Source organism: Rahnella selenatireducens (assembly GCF_046449555.1).
Classification (GTDB): Bacteria; Pseudomonadota; Gammaproteobacteria; order Enterobacterales; family Enterobacteriaceae; genus Rahnella; species Rahnella selenatireducens.
Genome location: NZ_JBKEZJ010000018.1, coordinates 1 through 17403 on the forward strand (window position 1 = coordinate 1; position 17403 = coordinate 17403).

Annotated in this window: 13 protein-coding genes; 11 read left to right on the forward strand and 2 right to left on the reverse strand. The window is 52.0% G+C overall.

The features are described from left to right. Nucleotides 1-223 precede the first annotated feature (223 nt). The 4 genes from metA to aceK all read left to right on the forward strand — a co-directional run bounded on the left by metA (nt 224) and on the right by aceK (nt 6242). On the forward strand, nt 224-1153 hold the full coding sequence (metA, locus tag ACLBVC_RS21580) for a homoserine O-acetyltransferase MetA (RefSeq protein ID WP_410151322.1): 930 nt from the start codon (nt 224-226) through the stop codon (nt 1151-1153). Nucleotides 1154-1521: 368 nt separating this feature from the next. Next, nucleotides 1522-3120 (forward strand): malate synthase A, encoded by a 1599-nt coding sequence (gene aceB / locus ACLBVC_RS21585; RefSeq protein ID WP_410151323.1) that lies wholly within the window; start codon nt 1522-1524, stop codon nt 3118-3120. 40 nt (nt 3121-3160) lie between these two features. Next, nucleotides 3161-4483: an isocitrate lyase gene (aceA, locus tag ACLBVC_RS21590; protein ID WP_410151324.1), complete on the forward strand. Its 1323-nt coding sequence runs from the start codon at nt 3161-3163 to the stop codon at nt 4481-4483. A 46-nt stretch (nt 4484-4529) separates the two neighbouring features. Continuing rightward, nucleotides 4530-6242, forward strand: a complete 1713-nt coding sequence (gene aceK, locus ACLBVC_RS21595) for a bifunctional isocitrate dehydrogenase kinase/phosphatase (protein ID WP_410151325.1) — start codon at nt 4530-4532, stop codon at nt 6240-6242. A gap of 40 nt (nt 6243-6282) precedes the next feature. Here aceK and iclR read toward each other — a convergent pair whose 3' ends face one another. After that, nucleotides 6283-7125 carry a glyoxylate bypass operon transcriptional repressor IclR gene (gene iclR / locus ACLBVC_RS21600; RefSeq protein ID WP_410151326.1) on the reverse strand — a complete coding sequence of 281 codons (843 nt, stop codon included), beginning with the start codon at nt 7123-7125 and terminating at the stop codon, nt 6283-6285. 265 nt (nt 7126-7390) lie between these two features. Between iclR and metH the strand changes: the two genes are divergently transcribed. Continuing rightward, nucleotides 7391-11074, forward strand: a complete 3684-nt coding sequence (gene metH, locus ACLBVC_RS21605) for a methionine synthase (protein WP_410151327.1) — start codon at nt 7391-7393, stop codon at nt 11072-11074. Nucleotides 11075-11161: 87 nt separating this feature from the next. Here the strand turns inward: metH and ACLBVC_RS21610 are convergent, their stop codons facing one another. Beyond that, complete coding sequence (locus tag ACLBVC_RS21610) at nt 11162-11872, reverse strand: UTRA domain-containing protein (RefSeq protein WP_410151328.1); 711 nt, start codon at nt 11870-11872, stop codon at nt 11162-11164. Nucleotides 11873-12076: 204 nt separating this feature from the next. Between ACLBVC_RS21610 and ACLBVC_RS21615 the strand changes: the two genes are divergently transcribed. From ACLBVC_RS21615 to ACLBVC_RS21640, 6 genes are all read left to right on the forward strand, one after another. Beyond that, nucleotides 12077-13135 carry an ABC transporter substrate-binding protein gene (locus ACLBVC_RS21615; RefSeq protein WP_410151329.1) on the forward strand — a complete coding sequence of 353 codons (1059 nt, stop codon included), beginning with the start codon at nt 12077-12079 and terminating at the stop codon, nt 13133-13135. A gap of 79 nt (nt 13136-13214) precedes the next feature. Further along, the gene (locus ACLBVC_RS21620) at nt 13215-14012 is read left to right on the forward strand and encodes an alkaline phosphatase family protein (RefSeq protein ID WP_410151330.1); all 798 of its coding nucleotides are present in this window, start codon (nt 13215-13217) and stop codon (nt 14010-14012) included. A 26-nt stretch (nt 14013-14038) separates the two neighbouring features. Next, complete coding sequence (locus ACLBVC_RS21625; RefSeq protein ID WP_410151331.1) at nt 14039-14881, forward strand: ABC transporter permease; 843 nt, start codon at nt 14039-14041, stop codon at nt 14879-14881. A 21-nt stretch (nt 14882-14902) separates the two neighbouring features. Continuing rightward, entirely contained in the window at nt 14903-15688 is a 786-nt protein-coding gene (locus ACLBVC_RS21630; protein ID WP_410151332.1) for an ABC transporter permease, read from the forward strand. A gap of 2 nt (nt 15689-15690) precedes the next feature. Beyond that, nucleotides 15691-16683 carry an ABC transporter ATP-binding protein gene (locus tag ACLBVC_RS21635; RefSeq protein WP_410151333.1) on the forward strand — a complete coding sequence of 331 codons (993 nt, stop codon included), beginning with the start codon at nt 15691-15693 and terminating at the stop codon, nt 16681-16683. Further along, nucleotides 16680-17336: an HAD family hydrolase gene (locus tag ACLBVC_RS21640; protein ID WP_410151334.1), complete on the forward strand. Its 657-nt coding sequence runs from the start codon at nt 16680-16682 to the stop codon at nt 17334-17336. Before ACLBVC_RS21635 ends, ACLBVC_RS21640 begins: the two co-directional genes overlap by 4 nt. Nucleotides 17337-17403 lie beyond the last annotated feature (67 nt).

The window sequence follows — 17403 nt, forward strand, 5'->3', positions numbered from 1 at the left end:
GGAGATTCTCAGCCACATCCCTCTGTTCTTTCCCTTCTGTCGTTCCCTTATTATCGCTCATTGCTTTGCATTTCCTCTGTTATATAACCAGATCGTCTAATTTAATAACCGAAGCTGAAACATTTTCACTTACCGTTTGCAGACTCGACATCTTAGATAAAAACCGCTATCTTCGGCTGTCTAGAAGTCTAAACGTATAAATGGATGTAGTGAGGAAGTAGCTATGCCGATCCGGGTTCCAGATGAGTTACCAGCCGTAAATTTCCTGCGCAATGAGAATGTCTTTGTGATGACTTCATCACGTGCAAAAACGCAGGAAATTCGTCCTTTGAAAGTGCTGGTACTCAACCTGATGCCAAAGAAAATTGAGACCGAAAATCAGTTTTTACGGCTGCTTTCTAACTCTCCTTTACAGATTGATGTGCAGCTTCTGCGCATTGATAGTCGTGAGTCTAAAAACACTCCGGCTGAGCACCTGAACAATTTCTACTGTGATTTTGAAGATATCCAGCATGATAACTACGATGGCCTGATTGTCACCGGCGCTCCTTTAGGCTTAGTGGATTTCTGTGATGTTGCCTACTGGCCAGAGATAGAACGCGTTATCCACTGGGCTAAAGAGCACGTCACGTCGACTTTGTTTGTGTGTTGGGCAGCGCAGGCTGCCTTAAATGTGCTTTATGATTTGCCGAAGATGACGCGCGAAACCAAGCTTTCAGGCGTTTATCCTCACCAGACATCACAGCCACTGGCTTTGCTGACCCGTGGATTTGATGAAACATTTCTGGCTCCTCATTCACGTTACGCTGATTTTCCTGCGGACATCCTGCGTCAGCATACCGATCTTGATATTTTCGCTGAATCTGACGAGGCTGGTGCCTATTTGTTCGCAACGAAAGATAAACGTATGGCCTTCGTTACGGGCCATCCGGAATATGATGCCGGTACACTGGCTGGAGAATATCTACGTGATGTCGCAGCCGGTTTATCGCCTGAAATGCCTTACAATTACTTCCCGCAAGATAATGCAGAGCTATCGCCTAAAGCGACCTGGCGTAGTCACGGGCACCTGCTGTTTACCAACTGGCTGAACTACTATGTTTATCAGATCACACCATTCGATCTGCGCCAGATGAATCCAACTCTGGAATAATTCCCTTCATGATTTGCAGACGATCCCCGCCGATCGTCTGTTTCTGTTTGCCTCCAACGTCTTCCCCCGCAACTGACTATCCGATCCTCAATCCCTAAAAAAATCGAAATTGATTCTTATTTTTCGATATTTTTTACGTTTCCATCTCACTGATTAATAGCTGTTAATTCATATAATAAAAATAAAATGGAAATCGTTTTTGATTTTATAGAAATTATGATTACGCTTAAATCTATCGGGTAATAAATGACCATCGATAAATCGTCACAGGATCTTCCCCGGTGTCGCTGGTTTATTTTCTACCTTATCAGCATCTGCTTAGTAAGGCGGTCTGGCAGATTTAAGTCGAAAAATCAGGAGAGTTAGAGATGTCAGAGCAAATTACGCGTAATCAGCTTGGTTTTACACGCCGTTTGGGTGAAAACGAAACACATATTCTGACTGAAGAGGCTGTGGACTTTTTGTCTGAGTTGGTCGTGCGTTTTACCCCGCTGCGTAACCGCTTGCTGGCAGAACGCGTTGTGGTGCAGAGAAAAATTGATGGCGGTGTTTTACCGAATTTTATTTCGGAAACTGATTCCATAAAAAAATCACAGTGGACGATTCGGGGCATTCCGGATGATTTGAGGGATCGCCGCGTAGAAATCACCGGGCCGGTAGAACGCAAAATGGTGATTAATGCGCTCAATGCCAATGTGAAAGTCTTTATGGCAGATTTTGAAGATTCTCTGGCTCCAAACTGGCAGAAAGTCATCGAAGGGCAGATCAACTTACGTGATGCGGTCAACGGCACGATCAGTTACACCAATGAATCAGGCAAGATTTACCAGCTCAAACCTGATCCTGCTGTTTTGGTCTGCCGCGTCCGCGGCCTGCACTTGCCCGAAAAACACGTGACCTGGCAGGGGGAAGCCATTCCCGGTTCATTGTTTGATTTTGCTCTGTACTTTTTCCACAACCATCGCGCATTACTGGCAAAAGGCAGCGGCCCTTATTTCTATCTGCCAAAAATGCAGTCTTATCAGGAATCGGACTGGTGGAGTCAGGTCTTCAGCTTTGCCGAGGACTACGCCGGATTATCCCGTGGCACCATCAAAGCCACAGTTCTGATTGAAACTCTGCCTGCCGTATTCCAGATGGACGAAATTCTTTACCACCTGCGCGAACATATCGTCGGGCTGAATTGTGGCCGCTGGGATTACATCTTCAGCTATATCAAAACGTTGAAGAGTCATGCTGACCGCGTTTTGCCTGATCGCCAGTCAGTCACCATGACGCAGCCATTCCTCAATGCGTACTCACGGCTTCTCATCAAAACTTGCCACCGCCGCGGCGCATTTGCGATGGGGGGAATGGCGGCATTTATCCCGAGCAAAGATATTAAACGCAACGAATGGGTGCTTAACAAGGTAAGAACAGACAAAGAGCTGGAAGCGGCCAACGGGCATGACGGTACCTGGATAGCACATCCGGGTCTGGCTGATACCGTGCTGGAAGTCTTCGATGAAGCGCTCGGTTCCCGCTCCAATCAGCTGGACATATTACGCGAAGACGATGCCGATATTACTGCGGCACAACTGCTGGAGCCTTGTTCCGGTGAACGTACTGAAGAGGGGATGCGTGCCAATATCCGTGTTGCCGTGCAGTACATCGAAGCGTGGATATCCGGTAATGGCTGCGTACCTATTTACGGGCTGATGGAAGATGCCGCTACCGCCGAGATTTCCCGAACCTCAATCTGGCAATGGATCCATCACGGTAAAACGCTCAGCGACGGTCAGCTGGTCACCAAGCCTTTGTTCCGCCGCATGCTGAATGAAGAAATGCTGGTGATCCAACAAGAGTTAGGTGAACAACGTTTCAGCGCCGGGCACTTCACGCAGGCCGCCACACTAATGGAAAAAATTACCACGCAGGATGAGTTAATCGACTTCCTGACCCTACCGGGCTATCAGCTGCTGGCCTGATTCTTCTTACCCTACACATAAAAAGATCGGAGCATTTGCCATGAAAACAACACGTAATCAGCAAATTCAGCAGCTTGAAGAAACCTGGAAGCAGCCACGCTGGAAGGGGATTACCCGCCCTTATACGGCCTCCGAAGTCATCAGCCTGCGCGGCTCAGTGAACCCGGAATGTACTCTGGCTCAGCACGGTGCTGCCCGTCTGTGGAATTTACTGCACGGCGCGTCCCGTAAGGGGTATGTGAATTGCCTGGGTGCTCTCACCGGCGGGCAGGCATTACAGCAGGCAAAAGCCGGGATTGAGGCGATTTATTTGTCTGGCTGGCAGGTTGCCGCCGATGCGAATACCGCATCCAGTATGTATCCCGATCAGTCGTTATATCCGGTGAATTCTGTACCGGAAGTGGTGTCCCGTATTAACAATACCTTCCGCCGTGCCGACCAGATTCAATGGGCAAATAATATTGAACCAGGTCAGCAAGGCTATACCGATTATTTCCTGCCGATAGTTGCCGACGCAGAGGCCGGTTTTGGCGGCGTGCTTAATGCGTTTGAACTGATGAAATCGATGATTGAAGCCGGTGCGGCAGCGGTGCACTTCGAGGACCAGCTTGCTGCGGTGAAAAAATGCGGACATATGGGCGGCAAAGTGCTGGTACCCACTCAGGAAGCGGTACAAAAGCTGGTATCTGCCCGTCTGGCTGCTGATGTGCTTGGCGTGCCGACATTGCTGGTTGCCCGTACCGACGCCGACGCCGCTGATTTGCTGACATCCGATTGCGATCCTTATGACAGCCAGTTCATTACCGGCGAGAGGACGCATGAAGGTTTTTACCGTACACACGCCGGTATCGAACAGGCGATCAACCGCGGGCTGGCTTACGCGCCTTATGCTGACGTGGTTTGGTGTGAAACTTCAACGCCGGATCTGAAACTTGCACAGCGTTTTGCCGAGGCGATTCATGCGAAATTCCCCGGTAAATTGCTGGCCTATAACTGCTCGCCGTCGTTTAACTGGAAGAAGAATCTGGATGATAAAACGATTGCCAGCTTCCAGGATCAGCTGGCGGCGATGGGCTATCAGTATCAGTTCATCACGCTGGCCGGTATCCACAGCATGTGGTTCAACATGTTCGATCTTGCTCATGCGTATGCGCAGGGCGAAGGGATGAAACACTACGTCGAAAAAGTACAGGAACCTGAATTTGCGGCAATCAGCCGTGGGTACACTTTCGCTTCACATCAGCAGGAAGTGGGCACCGGGTATTTCGACAAAGTGACTAACATCATTCAGGGCGGACGCTCATCGGTAACCGCGTTAACCGGTTCGACCGAAGAACAGCAATTCTCCCCGACATCCCACTGATCTGACCCGGCGCAAGCCGGGTTTTTCCTCTGACGGAGCCGACATTATGCGCATCGAGCTGTTGATTGCTCAGACTATTTTGCAAGGGTTCGATGCACAGTATGGCCGGTTTCTGGAGGTGACTTCAGAAGCTCAGCAACGTTTCGAGCATGCCAACTGGCCGGCGGTGCAGGCGGCCATGAAACAGCGAATTCATCTTTACGACCACCATGTCGGATTGGTTGTCTCGCAGCTCAAATGCATCACAGGCCAGCACTTTTACGATGCTGCATTTCTGGTCCGCATAAAAAGCTGTTATGCCGGATTGTTGCCTGATTATCCCCGGGCAGAAATCGCAGAAAGTTTCTTTAATTCAGTCTATTGCCGGATTTTCAAACACCGTGAACTGACGGCCGACAAGCTTTTTATTTTTAGCGAACAGCCAGTTCATCGGCCACAAAATTGCGCCCGACCACTGGCCCGGCAATATCCGGTGCAAGGAAACCTGGTCGCCACACTGGGAAGATTTCTCCACGATCTTCCGATGCGTTTAGCGTGGGAGAATGCGCCACGTGATATTGATTACATCAGTACGGCGTTGCAGCAAAAATTTCCCGGTGATGCGTTATCAGGGGCGGTAATTGAGATAGCCACTGAAGTTTTCTACCGTAATAAGGCGGCGTGGATTATTGGAAAAATCAGGATGGGGCAGCAGGTTTTCCCGCTGTTATTGCCGGTGCATCAAAGTCATCAGCGCGAGTTATTTGTGGATGCGTGTCTGACTGAGGGGAATGATGCCAGCATCATTTTTGGATTCGCTCGCTCTTATTTTATGGTTTACGCCCCGCAACCGGGCGCGCTGGTGGAATGGCTGCGGGAGATTTTACCGGCCAAAACGACGGCTGAACTTTACAGTGCTATTGGCTGCCAGAAGCATGCGAAAACTGAATGTTATCGCGAGCACTTACACTTTATGGCGCAAACCGACGAGTCTTTTATTATTGCGCCGGGCGTCAAAGGTATGGTCATGCTGGTCTTTACCTTGCCGGGAAGTGACCGCGTTTTCAAAGTCATTAAAGACCGTTTCGCCCCGCAAAAGGAGGTGACCGAAGCGCAGGTTATGGCCTGCTACCAACTGGTCAAAGAGCACGACCGCGTGGGGCGGATGGCCGATACCCAGGAATTTGAGCATTTTGTTCTGGCTAAGAAAAACATCAGTCCGGAGTTAATGGCCGAGCTACAGCGTGAAGTCCCGGCGAAGATTGAAGATCTGGGCGACAGTATTGCCCTGAAGCATTTGTATATCGAACGGCGTATGACGCCGCTGAATTTATATCTGGAACAGGCGAATGACCAGCAACTGCATGACGTTATTGAAGAATACGGCAACGCGATTAAACAACTTGCGGCAGCGAACATTTTTCCCGGCGATATGTTGTTTAAAAACTTTGGCGTAACCCGTCATGGTCGTGTCGTATTTTATGATTACGACGAAATCTGTTACATGACGGAAGTGAATTTCCGCGATATTCCTGCCGCGCGTTACCCTGAGGATGAACTGGCCAGCGAGCCCTGGTACAGCATTGCGCCGGGGGATGTTTTTCCTGAAGAATTTCGCCATTTCCTGTGCAGCGACAAACGCGTCCGGCAACACTTCGAAGCGGCGCACAATGACTTATTTTGTGCGGCTTACTGGCGCGGTTTGCAAACGCGGATCCGCGAAGGACATGTAGAAGACGTTTTTGCATATCGTCGCAGCCAGCGTTTCAGCCGCCGTTAAGTCTTATGCTCCCACCATCCGTGTGGGAGCTATTCCTCAATTAATGTTTCCCGCCGCCGTAAGCCTGAGTGATTTCTTTCGCTGCATGTATCACCAGCGCTCCCAGCTCGGTCACGCGATCGTCAGTTATGCGTGACACCGGGCCGGAGATAGAAATCGCGGCGTAAGCGTCATTATGCTCATCGTAAATGCAGGTCGCCACGCAGCGCAGGCCGAGTGCATGTTCTTCATCATCAAAGGCATAACCGCGTTTGCGCGTATCGGCCAGCTCCTGTTTCAAGTTTGCCGGAGACGTCTTGGTCAGCGGCGTGTAACTGTGTAAACCAATTTTGTGCAGAAGCTTCGCGAGGCGCTCTTCCGCCAGGGTGGAAAGAAATGCCTTACCCGCACCGGAGGCGTGCATCGGCAGTTTTCCGCCAATCGGCGCCGACATCCGCATCAGCGCATTGCACTGCACCTGATCGATGATGATCGCCTGATAATCACTGTGATCCAGTACAGCCAGATTGACGGTTTCACCCGACTCTTCCATCAGACGGCGCAGCATCGGGTGCACCATCGCCAGTAAATTACGGCTTTGCAGAAAACTGCTACCGACGACGAATGCATGTGAGCCAATGGTCCACAGACCCAAATCGCCAACCTGCCGGACAAATCCCTGTTGCTGCATCGTGGTCAGCAAACGGTGAGTGGTGGAATTCGGTAAACCTGCCTGCTGGGCCAGATCCGTCAGCGCAACACTGCCCTGAGCTTCAGCGATATATTCCAGCAACTTAAGGCCACGCGTGAGGGACTGAACTTGTCCGGTGGCGGCGCCGCCTGCTGTTGCAGCGGCTTTTGTTTTCTTAGCACGCTTGGCCGGAGTCAATGCGGAGGTTGCCATAAGCCTATTCCTTGTAAGATGCGCCAAAATCTGGCGAAGAAAAGTCATTTTTGGAATTGATTTTCGTTTTTACAGTATGGATCGCAACCTGCCTTTGCGCTCATCCGATGTGTTGCACAGCATTTGCGGGATGCCTTCCTGAATTGAAAAAGTCTCATGTCACCGCGGCCTTTTGCCTTCTGAAGGTATGCTAGGATGTTGACCATAATTTCCGGCGTATGAATGAACAATTTGCCGGGTGTGCGTGGTGGGTGATGAGGTGAAAGTGACTAATCGGGTTGAAGCGCTACATAAGCAACTGGCACAGCGCATTTTGGTGCTGGACGGCGGCATGGGAACCATGATCCAGAGCTACCGTCTTGAAGAAGAAGATTATCGCGGCGAGCGCTTTGCTGACTGGGAAAGCGATCTTAAAGGTAATAACGATCTTCTGGTCCTGAGCAACCCCGAAGTGATCATCGAGATCCATAACGGTTATCTTGCCGCTGGCGCAGACATTCTCGAAACCAACACCTTTAACTCCACGACCATCGCGATGGCCGACTACCACATGGAGTCGCTTTCCGCTGAGATTAACTATGAAGCGGCGCGTCTGGCGCGGGTCTGCGCTGATGAATGGACCGCGCGCACGCCGGATAAACCGCGTTATGTGGCAGGTGTTTTAGGCCCGACCAACCGCACAGCTTCGATTTCTCCGGACGTTAACGACCCGGCTTACCGTAATGTCTCTTTTGATCAACTGGTGGAAGCGTACCGCGAATCCACCCGTGCGCTGATTAAGGGCGGTGCCGATCTGATCATGATCGAAACCGTTTTCGACACACTCAACGCCAAAGCCGCGACGTTTGCGGTAGAAACCGAATTTGAAGCGCTGGGAATTGTGCTGCCGGTAATGGTTTCCGGCACTATCACCGACGCCTCGGGTCGTACGTTGTCAGGCCAGACAACCGAAGCGTTTTACAACTCGCTGCGTCACGTTAAGCCGCTCACATTCGGCCTGAACTGCGCACTGGGGCCGGATGAATTACGTCAGTACGTCGCTGAATTGTCGCGTATTGCTGAATGTTATGTCACCGCGCACCCGAATGCGGGCTTACCGAACGCCTTCGGTGAGTACGATCTTGAAGCCAAAGAAATGGCAGAACACATCGGTGAATGGGCGCGCTCGGGCTTTCTGAATATCGTCGGCGGCTGCTGTGGTACTACGCCGGCGCACATTGCTGCGATGGTGAAAGCGGTTGAAGGTGTGCCCCCGCGTCGGCTGCCGGTGATTCCCGTTGCCTGCCGTCTGGCGGGGCTGGAGCCATTGACTATTGATGCACAAACCCTCTTTGTGAACGTGGGTGAACGTACCAACGTCACCGGTTCTGCGCGTTTCAAACGCCTGATTAAAGAAGAAAAATACGCGGAAGCGCTTGCGGTGGCACGTCAGCAGGTGGAAAGCGGCGCGCAGATTATCGACATCAACATGGATGAAGGAATGCTCGACGCCGAAGCGGCGATGGTGCGCTTCCTGAATCTGATTGCCGGTGAACCGGATATTGCCCGCGTGCCGATCATGATTGACTCCTCTAAGTGGGATGTCATTGAAAAAGGCCTGAAATGCATCCAGGGCAAAGGCATTGTTAACTCCATCTCGATGAAAGAAGGGGAAGAGGCTTTCCTTCACCATGCCCGGATTGTGCGGCGCTACGGCGCGGCCGTAGTAGTCATGGCTTTTGATGAAACCGGACAGGCAGATACCCGCGCCCGTAAAATCGAAATCTGCCGCCGCGCCTATAAATTACTGACAGAAAAAGTCGGCTTCCCGCCGGAAGATATTATCTTTGACCCGAATATCTTCGCGGTCGCCACGGGGATTGATGAGCACAATAACTACGCCGTCGATTTCATCGAGGCCTGTGCAGATATCAAAGCAGAATTGCCGCATGCGATGATCTCGGGCGGCGTTTCCAACGTTTCCTTCTCCTTCCGCGGCAATGAGCCGGTGCGCGAAGCCATTCACGCCGTATTCCTGTATCACGCGATCCGCAACGGCATGGATATGGGCATCGTTAACGCCGGTCAGCTGGCTATTTACGATGACTTACCGGCGGAACTGCGTGATGCCGTTGAAGATGTGATTCTGAACCGCCGTGAAGACGGCACAGAACGCCTGCTGGAACTGGCGGAAAAATACCGTGGTAGCAAAGATGACGTTGAAGCTAACAAGCAGCAGGCCGAATGGCGTGGCTGGGATGTTAAAAAACGCCTCGAATATTCCCTGATCAAAGGTATTACCGAATTCATCGAGCTGGACACCGAAGAATGCCGCCAACAGGCCGCGCGCCCGATTGAAGTGATTGAAGGGCCGCTGATGGATGGCATGAACGTCGTCGGTGACCTTTTCGGTGCGGGTAAAATGTTCCTGCCCCAGGTGGTGAAATCCGCGCGTGTAATGAAACAGGCGGTGGCTTATCTCGAACCTTACATCGAGGCCAGCAAGGAGAAAGGCCAGACAAATGGCAAAATCCTGCTCGCGACGGTGAAAGGCGATGTTCATGACATCGGCAAAAATATCGTGGGTGTGGTGCTGCAATGTAATAACTACGAGATTATCGATCTCGGGGTTATGGTGCCGACCGACAAAATTTTGAAAACGGCCATCGAAGAAAACGTCGATATCATCGGCCTTTCCGGCCTCATCACACCGTCGCTGGACGAAATGGTCAATGTGGCAAAAGAGATGGAGCGCCGCGGGTTTACGATGCCGCTGCTTATCGGCGGTGCGACCACGTCGAAGGCACATACCGCGGTTAAAATCGAGCAGAACTATAGCGGCGCGACGTGTTACGTGCAAAACGCCTCGCGTTCTGTCGGCGTGGTTTCGGCTCTGTTATCCGCTGAACAGCGTGACGCTTTTATCGGGCGAACCCGCAAAGAATACGAAACCGTGAGAATTCAGCATGGCCGTAAAAAGCCCCGGACACCGCCGGTCAGCCTTGAAGTGGCGCGCGACAACGCCACGACAATTGATTGGGAAAGTTATACGCCGCCGGTTGCACATCGTCTGGGCATTCAGAAAGTAGAAGCCAGCATCGAAACGCTGCGTAATTACATCGACTGGACGCCATTCTTCATGACCTGGTCGCTGGCAGGTAAATACCCGCGGATTCTGGAAGATGAAGTTGTTGGCGAAGAAGCCAAACGCTTGTTCAAGGATGCTAACGACCTGCTCGATAAGCTTTCCGCTGAAAAATTACTGAATCCGCGCGGCGTGGTTGGTTTATTTCCTGCGAACCGCAAAAGCGACGATATCGAAATTTACAGCGACGAACGTCGTGAAGAAGTGCTGGTGGTCAGCCACCATTTACGTCAGCAAACGGAAAAAACAGACTTCGCGAACTATTGCCTGGCCGATTTTGTTGCGCCGAAATCCAGCGGCAAAAAAGATTACATGGGCGCATTTGCCGTGACCGGCGGGCTGGAGGAGGATGCGCTGGCCGAGGCGTACGACAAGCAGCACGACGATTACAACAAAATCATGATCAAAGCGCTGGCAGACCGTCTTGCAGAAGCCTTTGCAGAATACCTGCATGAAAAAGTGAGGAAGGTTTACTGGGGCTTTGCCGCCAACGAGAACCTAAGTAACGAAGAACTTATCCGTGAAAATTATCAGGGGATTCGCCCGGCACCGGGTTATCCGGCGTGTCCTGAACACACTGAAAAAGGGCAAATATGGAAACTGCTGGATGTTGAGGCTAACACCGGTATGCAACTGACCGAATCCTTTGCAATGTGGCCCGGCGCGGCTGTCTCGGGCTGGTATTTCAGTCATCCCGACAGCAAATATTTCGCCGTCGCACAAATCCAGCGTGATCAGGTCGAGGATTACGCGGCGCGTAAGAATATGCCCGTCGCCGAAGTTGAGCGCTGGCTGGCGCCTAACTTGGGTTACGACGCAGACTAATTTCCCCGCCATGCTTCACGCTGACTCTGCGTTGTCGGTTCTCATAAAACCTGGTCACTGACTTAAATAAGTGGCCGGGGGCTCATCTCAATTGACTTCCACATCAATATGCAGCGCGTCATAACGCCAGTATTCCAAATCACAGTCGATGACCCGGTCGTGTTGATCGCGGTTAGTACGCGTAATAAACAACGCCGGGCTGCCGGAGGCGACTTTCAGCGCGTGCGACGCTTCGCTTGTCAGCAGCGTCGGCACCATATCAAACCGGACACGTCCGTAATGAATGTCGTAACGCGAGGCATAAAGATCAGTCAGCGAAGACGTTAAGTCAGCATCGAGAATATCATTGAAATATAAAGGGTTGAGGTAATGCTCGACGTAAAGTACCGGGCGTTTATCGATATAACGTAACCGGCGGATGCAAATCACATCACTGGCGGAGGGCAGCAATAACTTCTGACAGACGGTATCGCTGGCGACGCAGTGTCTGGCGTCGATGACTTCCGTCTGCGCGCGGCGCCCCTGATCCTTTGCCATTGCGTGAAAATGGCTGCGCTGCAACGGGTTATAAATAATGCGCGGCGGTGAAACAAACCAGCCCCGGCGCACTTCACGATAAATCAGCCCTTGCGCTTCCAGATGGCCTAACGCTTCACGCAGCGTAATGCGGGTCGTGGAAAACTGTTCACTCAACGCGCGCTCAGAAGGCAGCCTTCCCTCGGCAGAAAATGCCCCGGCCGCAATACTTTCGCTCAATGCCTTGCAGATAACGGCAAGGGTGGTCTGCGATTCATTCATCGGTCAGCAAGCCTCATTTCAGTGCGTTTTTGCACCAATCCGACTCTGCATTGCGTAAATTATGTGCGCTTGTTAACAGCGATAAGCTTAAAACTGCTGCTTTTTCACGCTGACATATAATTATCACAATTGATCGTTAGATTGGCTTGGTTCTTGCTGGACTAGACCAGCATTTCACACACATTATCATCTGGAGCATCCGTTATGAAACAGTTGTTCGCTTCTGTGTTAACCAGCGCGCTTGTCCTCTCCGCATCATCGGCTTTTGCCGCTGAACCTCCTGCTGAACTCCTGAAAGCGGCACAAGCCGAAGGCACGGTGAACAGCGTCGGTATGCCTGATGACTGGGCTAACTGGAAAGATACCTGGAATGATTTGAACACCAAATACGGCCTAAAACACAGTGATACCGATATGAGTTCTGCGCAGGAAATCGCGAAATTCCTCGCCGAAAAAGACAATGCCAGTGCGGATATTGGTGATGTGGGTGCTGCATTCGGCCCTGTAGCGGTTCAGAAAGGCGTCACACAGCCTTATAAACCGACCACCTGGGATCAGGTGCCAGACTGGGCCAAAGACAAAGACGGGATGTGGGCACTCGCTTACACCGGAACCATCGCGTTCATTATTGATAAGTCTCAGGTCAAAGATGCGCCACACAGCTGGGCTGATTTGCTGAAGGGCAAATACAAAGTCACCATCGGTGATGTCAGCACCGCAGCACAGGCGGCAAACGGTGTTCTGGCCGCCACATACGCCATGGGCGGCAATGAACAGAACCTGAAACCGGGTCTTGAATACTTTGGTAAGCTGGCGAAAGCAGGGCGTCTGAGCCTGACTAACCCGGTTATCGCTTCTCTGGAAAAAGGTGAAGTGCAGGTTGGTGTGGTCTGGGACTTCAACGGTCTGAACTATCGCGACAAGATCGACAAAACCCGCTTCGACGTGGTTATCCCTTCTGACGGTTCTATCACCTCGGGTTACACCACCATTATCAACAAATTCGGCAAACACCCGAACGCTGCCAAACTGGCGCGTGAATACATCTTCTCCGATGCCGGTCAGATCAACCTGGCGCGTGGCTATGCCCGTCCAATCCGTGCTGATCACATCACGTTGCCAGACGACGTGAAAGCCAAACTGCTGCCATCCAGTGAATATAAAAATGCTCACCCGATTGCGGATCCGGCTGCATGGGATAAGAGCGCTAAAACGCTGCCTCGCCTGTGGCAGGAAAACGTCATGATCAACATGCAGCAATAATTTCCTGCATTAAAAAATAGAAAAACCGGGCAGCGAAAGCATTGATTAATTACAACACCTGCAAGAAAGGCAAAGTGTAATGAAAAGCATTCTGGTAGTACTCGACGGCCTCAATTATCAGGTGGCCCAAGACGCAATGGGATATTTACAGGCGCAATGTGCCGCAGGGCGCGGGCGTTTGTATCAACTGGAATGCGAACTGCCCTCGCTGTCCCGGCCGCTTTACGAATGCATTCTCACCGGTATCACGCCGGTAGAAAGCGGCATCGTTCATAACCACGTTGACCGTTTATCGACACAACGTAGTATTTTTCATTATGCCCGCGACGCCGGTCTGACGACGGCTGCCGCGGCCTATCACTGGGTCAGCGAGCTGTATAACCGCACGCCATTTGATCCGCCGCGTGACCGTCATACCAGCGATGAATCCCTGGTTATTCAGCACGGTCATTTTTATTACGATGACGCTTATCCTGATTCGCATTTATTCGATGATGCGGAAAGTCTGCGCCGTCGTCATGACCCGGATTTCCTGCTGATCCACCCGATGAACATTGATGATGCGGGCCACAAATTCGGGCTTTCGACGCCGCAATACCGCAACAAAGCGCGCACAGCGGATGGCATTCTTTCGCAATATTTGGGCGACTGGCTGGAAGCAGGTTATCAGGTGATTGTTACCGCCGACCACGGAATGAACGATGACCGCAGTCACGGCGGGATTTTGGCGGAAGAGCGTCAGGTGCCGCTTTTTGTTTTTGGTAGCGCGTTCAGCCTGAGAGACGCCGAACCCCTGCAAACTGAGCTGTGCGGCACGGTTTGTCAGATCCTCAATATTGCCCACGATAAGCCACACTGCGCGGCATTACTGGCCTGAACTCCCTCACTTTTAAAGGATCCCCGATGAAAGGTAAGTGGATTGCGGCGCTGTTTATTTTGCCGTTCCTGGTGTTTTTCATCGCTTTCCAGCTGGCGCCGCTGGCCTGGATTGCGGTGAGCAGTTTTTACAGCGAAACCTATGAAGCCTGGGGGCTGGGTAATTACACCGACATTCTGACCTCTCCGTTTTATTTACAGGCCATGCGCTTCTCGCTGGATATCTCAATCTGGTCGAGTTTGTACGGTTTGATTATTGCGTTAGTGGGCAGTTACTCACTTCGCCAGCTAGGCCCGACAAAGCTTCATGATTTCGTAATGTCCTTTACTAACATGACCAGCAACTTTGCAGGCGTGCCGCTGGCTTTTGCCTTCGTCATCTTGCTCGGTCTGAACGGATGCCTGACGTTATTGCTGCGTAAATACGGCCTGATGGAGCATTTTGACCTGTATTCGAAAGACGGGCTGATTGTGCTCTACACCTATTTTCAGATCCCTCTCGGCGTTTTGCTGATGTATCCGGCCTTTGATGCGTTGCGCGAAGACTGGCGTGAATCGGCTGCATTGCTGGGCGCCGGGCGCTGGAGTTACTGGCGGCACATCGGCATACCGGTTTTGTTTCCGGCGCTGCTGGGGACTTTCGTCATTTTGCTGGCCAACGCCCTCGGCGCTTACGCCACGGTGTACGCGCTGACCACCGGTAACTTCAACGTGGTGCCGGTTCGTATCGCCGCGCTGGTGTCGGGTGATATTTCCCTCGACCCGAATATGGGGAGTGCGCTGGCGATGTTGCTGGTGGTGCTGATGGCCTTTATCACGCTGATTCATCAGTGGTTATTGCGCAAAAGCTATCTCAGTCAGCATAGCTGATTGCCAAAAAAGGAACGTGAGATGTCGCGATCTGAAGCGATTTACCACCGTGTGGTGATCTGGATTTTGTTGATTGTTTTGATGCTGCCGCTGCTGGCGACGCTGGTTTATGCGCTGGTGCAGGAATGGGGTGCCACAATTTTGCCGAGCGGTTTCACGCTCAAATGGCTGGTGGAGTTGTGGAGCGATCCGCGCTTCCTGATTGCGCTCTGGCATTCTCTGCTGATCTGTTTCGGCACGCTTTTCCTGTCGCTGGTACTGATACTGCCGCTTATGTTTGTGATTGCTTACTATTTCCCGAAGCTCGACGCGCTGATGAATATTCTCATTCTGTTGCCGTTTGCCGTGCCGCCGGTCGTTTCATCCGTCGGCCTGATGCAGCTCTATTCTGGCGGGCCTCTTGCACTGACTGGAACGCCGTGGATCCTGATCGGCTGTTATTTCACGATAGCGCTGCCGTTTATCTACCGCGCCATCTCCAACAACATGCAGGCAATAAACCTGCGTGACCTGATGGACGCCGCACATTTACTCGGGGCCAGCACCTGGAAAGCCGCGCTACTCGTGGTGTTGCCGAACTTACGCAAGGGCGGAACCATCGCCGTATTGCTGTCGTTTTCCTTCCTGATTGGGGAGTTTGTTTTCGCCAATCTGCTGGCGGGCAGTCGTTACGAAACGGTTCAGGTTTATCTCTATAACATGCGAAATGGCAGCGGCCATTTCACCAGCGCACTGGTTATCTCGTATTTCATGGTCGTCCTGATTTTCACCTGGGTGGCAAACATGCTGAACAAAGGAAAGAGCTGATTATGTCGTATTTGCAGGTCACTCAACTTAACAAGTCTTACGGCCCGACTCAGATTTTCAACAACATCGATTTCTCCGCAAAAGAAGGGGAATTCGTGACGCTGCTGGGGCCGAGTGGCTGCGGGAAGTCTACGCTGCTGCGCTGTCTGGCCGGTCTGACGTCCGTCGACAGTGGCAAAATTCTGATTCAGGGGCAGGACATCGTGCCGCTGCCACCGCAACAGCGCGGGATCGGCATGGTTTTTCAGAGCTATGCGCTTTTTCCCAATATGACGGTGGAAGCCAACGTTGCGTTCGGCCTGAAAATGCAGAAGATACCCGTTTCCGAAGTGCATCGCCGCGTGGGCGAAGTGCTGGAACTGGTGGAAATGAACGATTACGCCAAACGCTATCCGCATCAGCTTTCCGGCGGTCAGTGTCAGCGTGTGGCGCTGGCGCGTTCGCTGGTGACACAACCTCGCCTCTTATTGCTTGATGAACCGCTGTCGGCGCTGGATGCCCGTATCCGCAAGCATTTACGCGAACAAATTCGGCGGATCCAACGAGAAATGAACCTCACCGCCATTTTCGTGACGCACGATCAGGAAGAAGCCCTGACTATGTCAGACCGGATTGTGCTGATGAACAAAGGACAAATCGTCCAAAATGCCGATGCCGAAACCCTGTATACTGAGCCGGTCGATGCTTTCGCCGCTGGTTTTATTGGCAGCTATAATTTGCTGAGTGCTGAACAGGCGCTGGCGCTGACAGGCCTGGCGTACACTGGCCGTGTTGCCATTCGTCCGGAGTCCGTGACCATTTGCACGGCCGGACAGGGCATTCCGGCTAAAATTCTCAGCCATAGTCTGCTGGGCAATGTTGTGCGGTATCGCGTTTTAGCGCACGGCGTCGAGCTTTCTGTGGATGTCTTAAACCGTTCTGTTGCCTCACTTCGCGCCGATGGCAGCGATATTGGTCTACAGTTAGATCTTGTTACATTACGGGAAGTTGCATGAAACTGGCGCTGTTTGACCTCGATGAAACCCTGATTAGCGGCGACTGTTCCAGCTTGTGGTCAGCCTACATGGTGGCAAAAGGCTGGGTGGCCGATGAGCAGGCTTTCCTGCAACAAGATGCCGCGCTGATGCAGCAATATGCGGTCGGCAAGATGGATATGCAGGAGTACATGCGTTGTACTCTGGTGCCGCTGATTGATCGCCGTGAAAGTGACGTCGCGGCAATGGTCGCAAATTACATTCAGGATGTGATTGCTCCGCGTATTTATACGCAGGCGCGCGACTGTCTGGCCGCTCATCGCGCTCAGGGCGACCGGACGGTGATTATTTCCGCGTCCGGCGAACATTTGGTAAGGCCGATTGCCCGTTTCCTCGGTGTTGATGAAACGCTGGCGATTGGTGTTGAAATATTAGACGGGCGCTTTACCGGCGCCACGCAGGGGACGATGACCTATCGCGAAGGCAAAGTTTCGCGGTTGCTGCATCTCATCAATCAGGACGAAACCTTGTTACAGGAAGCCCGTTTCTATTCGGATTCTCACAATGATTTGCCGTTACTGAACCGCGTCGGATACCCCGTCGCAGTGAACCCGGATGCTATCCTGCTCCGGCACGCACAACAGGAAGGATGGCCGATTTATGCCTGGCATTAAGCCCTTTTAAACCTGAGTTTCCCCACCTGCTTTATTAAACAGGCGGGGAAATCTTGACGCAGCACCG

Bases quoted from the DNA above. Each gene is read 5' to 3' on its own strand.
- metA (WP_410151322.1), top strand. From the start codon at position 224: ATGCCGATCCGGGTTCCAGATGAGTTACCAGCCGTAAATTTCCTGCGC.
- aceB (WP_410151323.1), top strand. From the start codon at position 1,522: ATGTCAGAGCAAATTACGCGTAATCAGCTTGGTTTTACACGCCGTTTG.
- aceA (WP_410151324.1), top strand. From the start codon at position 3,161: ATGAAAACAACACGTAATCAGCAAATTCAGCAGCTTGAAGAAACCTGG.
- aceK (WP_410151325.1), top strand. From the start codon at position 4,530: ATGCGCATCGAGCTGTTGATTGCTCAGACTATTTTGCAAGGGTTCGAT.
- iclR (WP_410151326.1), bottom strand. From the start codon at position 7,125: ATGGCAACCTCCGCATTGACTCCGGCCAAGCGTGCTAAGAAAACAAAA.
- ACLBVC_RS21610 (WP_410151328.1), bottom strand. From the start codon at position 11,872: ATGAATGAATCGCAGACCACCCTTGCCGTTATCTGCAAGGCATTGAGC.
- ACLBVC_RS21615 (WP_410151329.1), top strand. From the start codon at position 12,077: ATGAAACAGTTGTTCGCTTCTGTGTTAACCAGCGCGCTTGTCCTCTCC.
- ACLBVC_RS21620 (WP_410151330.1), top strand. From the start codon at position 13,215: ATGAAAAGCATTCTGGTAGTACTCGACGGCCTCAATTATCAGGTGGCC.
- ACLBVC_RS21625 (WP_410151331.1), top strand. From the start codon at position 14,039: ATGAAAGGTAAGTGGATTGCGGCGCTGTTTATTTTGCCGTTCCTGGTG.
- ACLBVC_RS21630 (WP_410151332.1), top strand. From the start codon at position 14,903: ATGTCGCGATCTGAAGCGATTTACCACCGTGTGGTGATCTGGATTTTG.
- ACLBVC_RS21635 (WP_410151333.1), top strand. From the start codon at position 15,691: ATGTCGTATTTGCAGGTCACTCAACTTAACAAGTCTTACGGCCCGACT.
- ACLBVC_RS21640 (WP_410151334.1), top strand. From the start codon at position 16,680: ATGAAACTGGCGCTGTTTGACCTCGATGAAACCCTGATTAGCGGCGAC.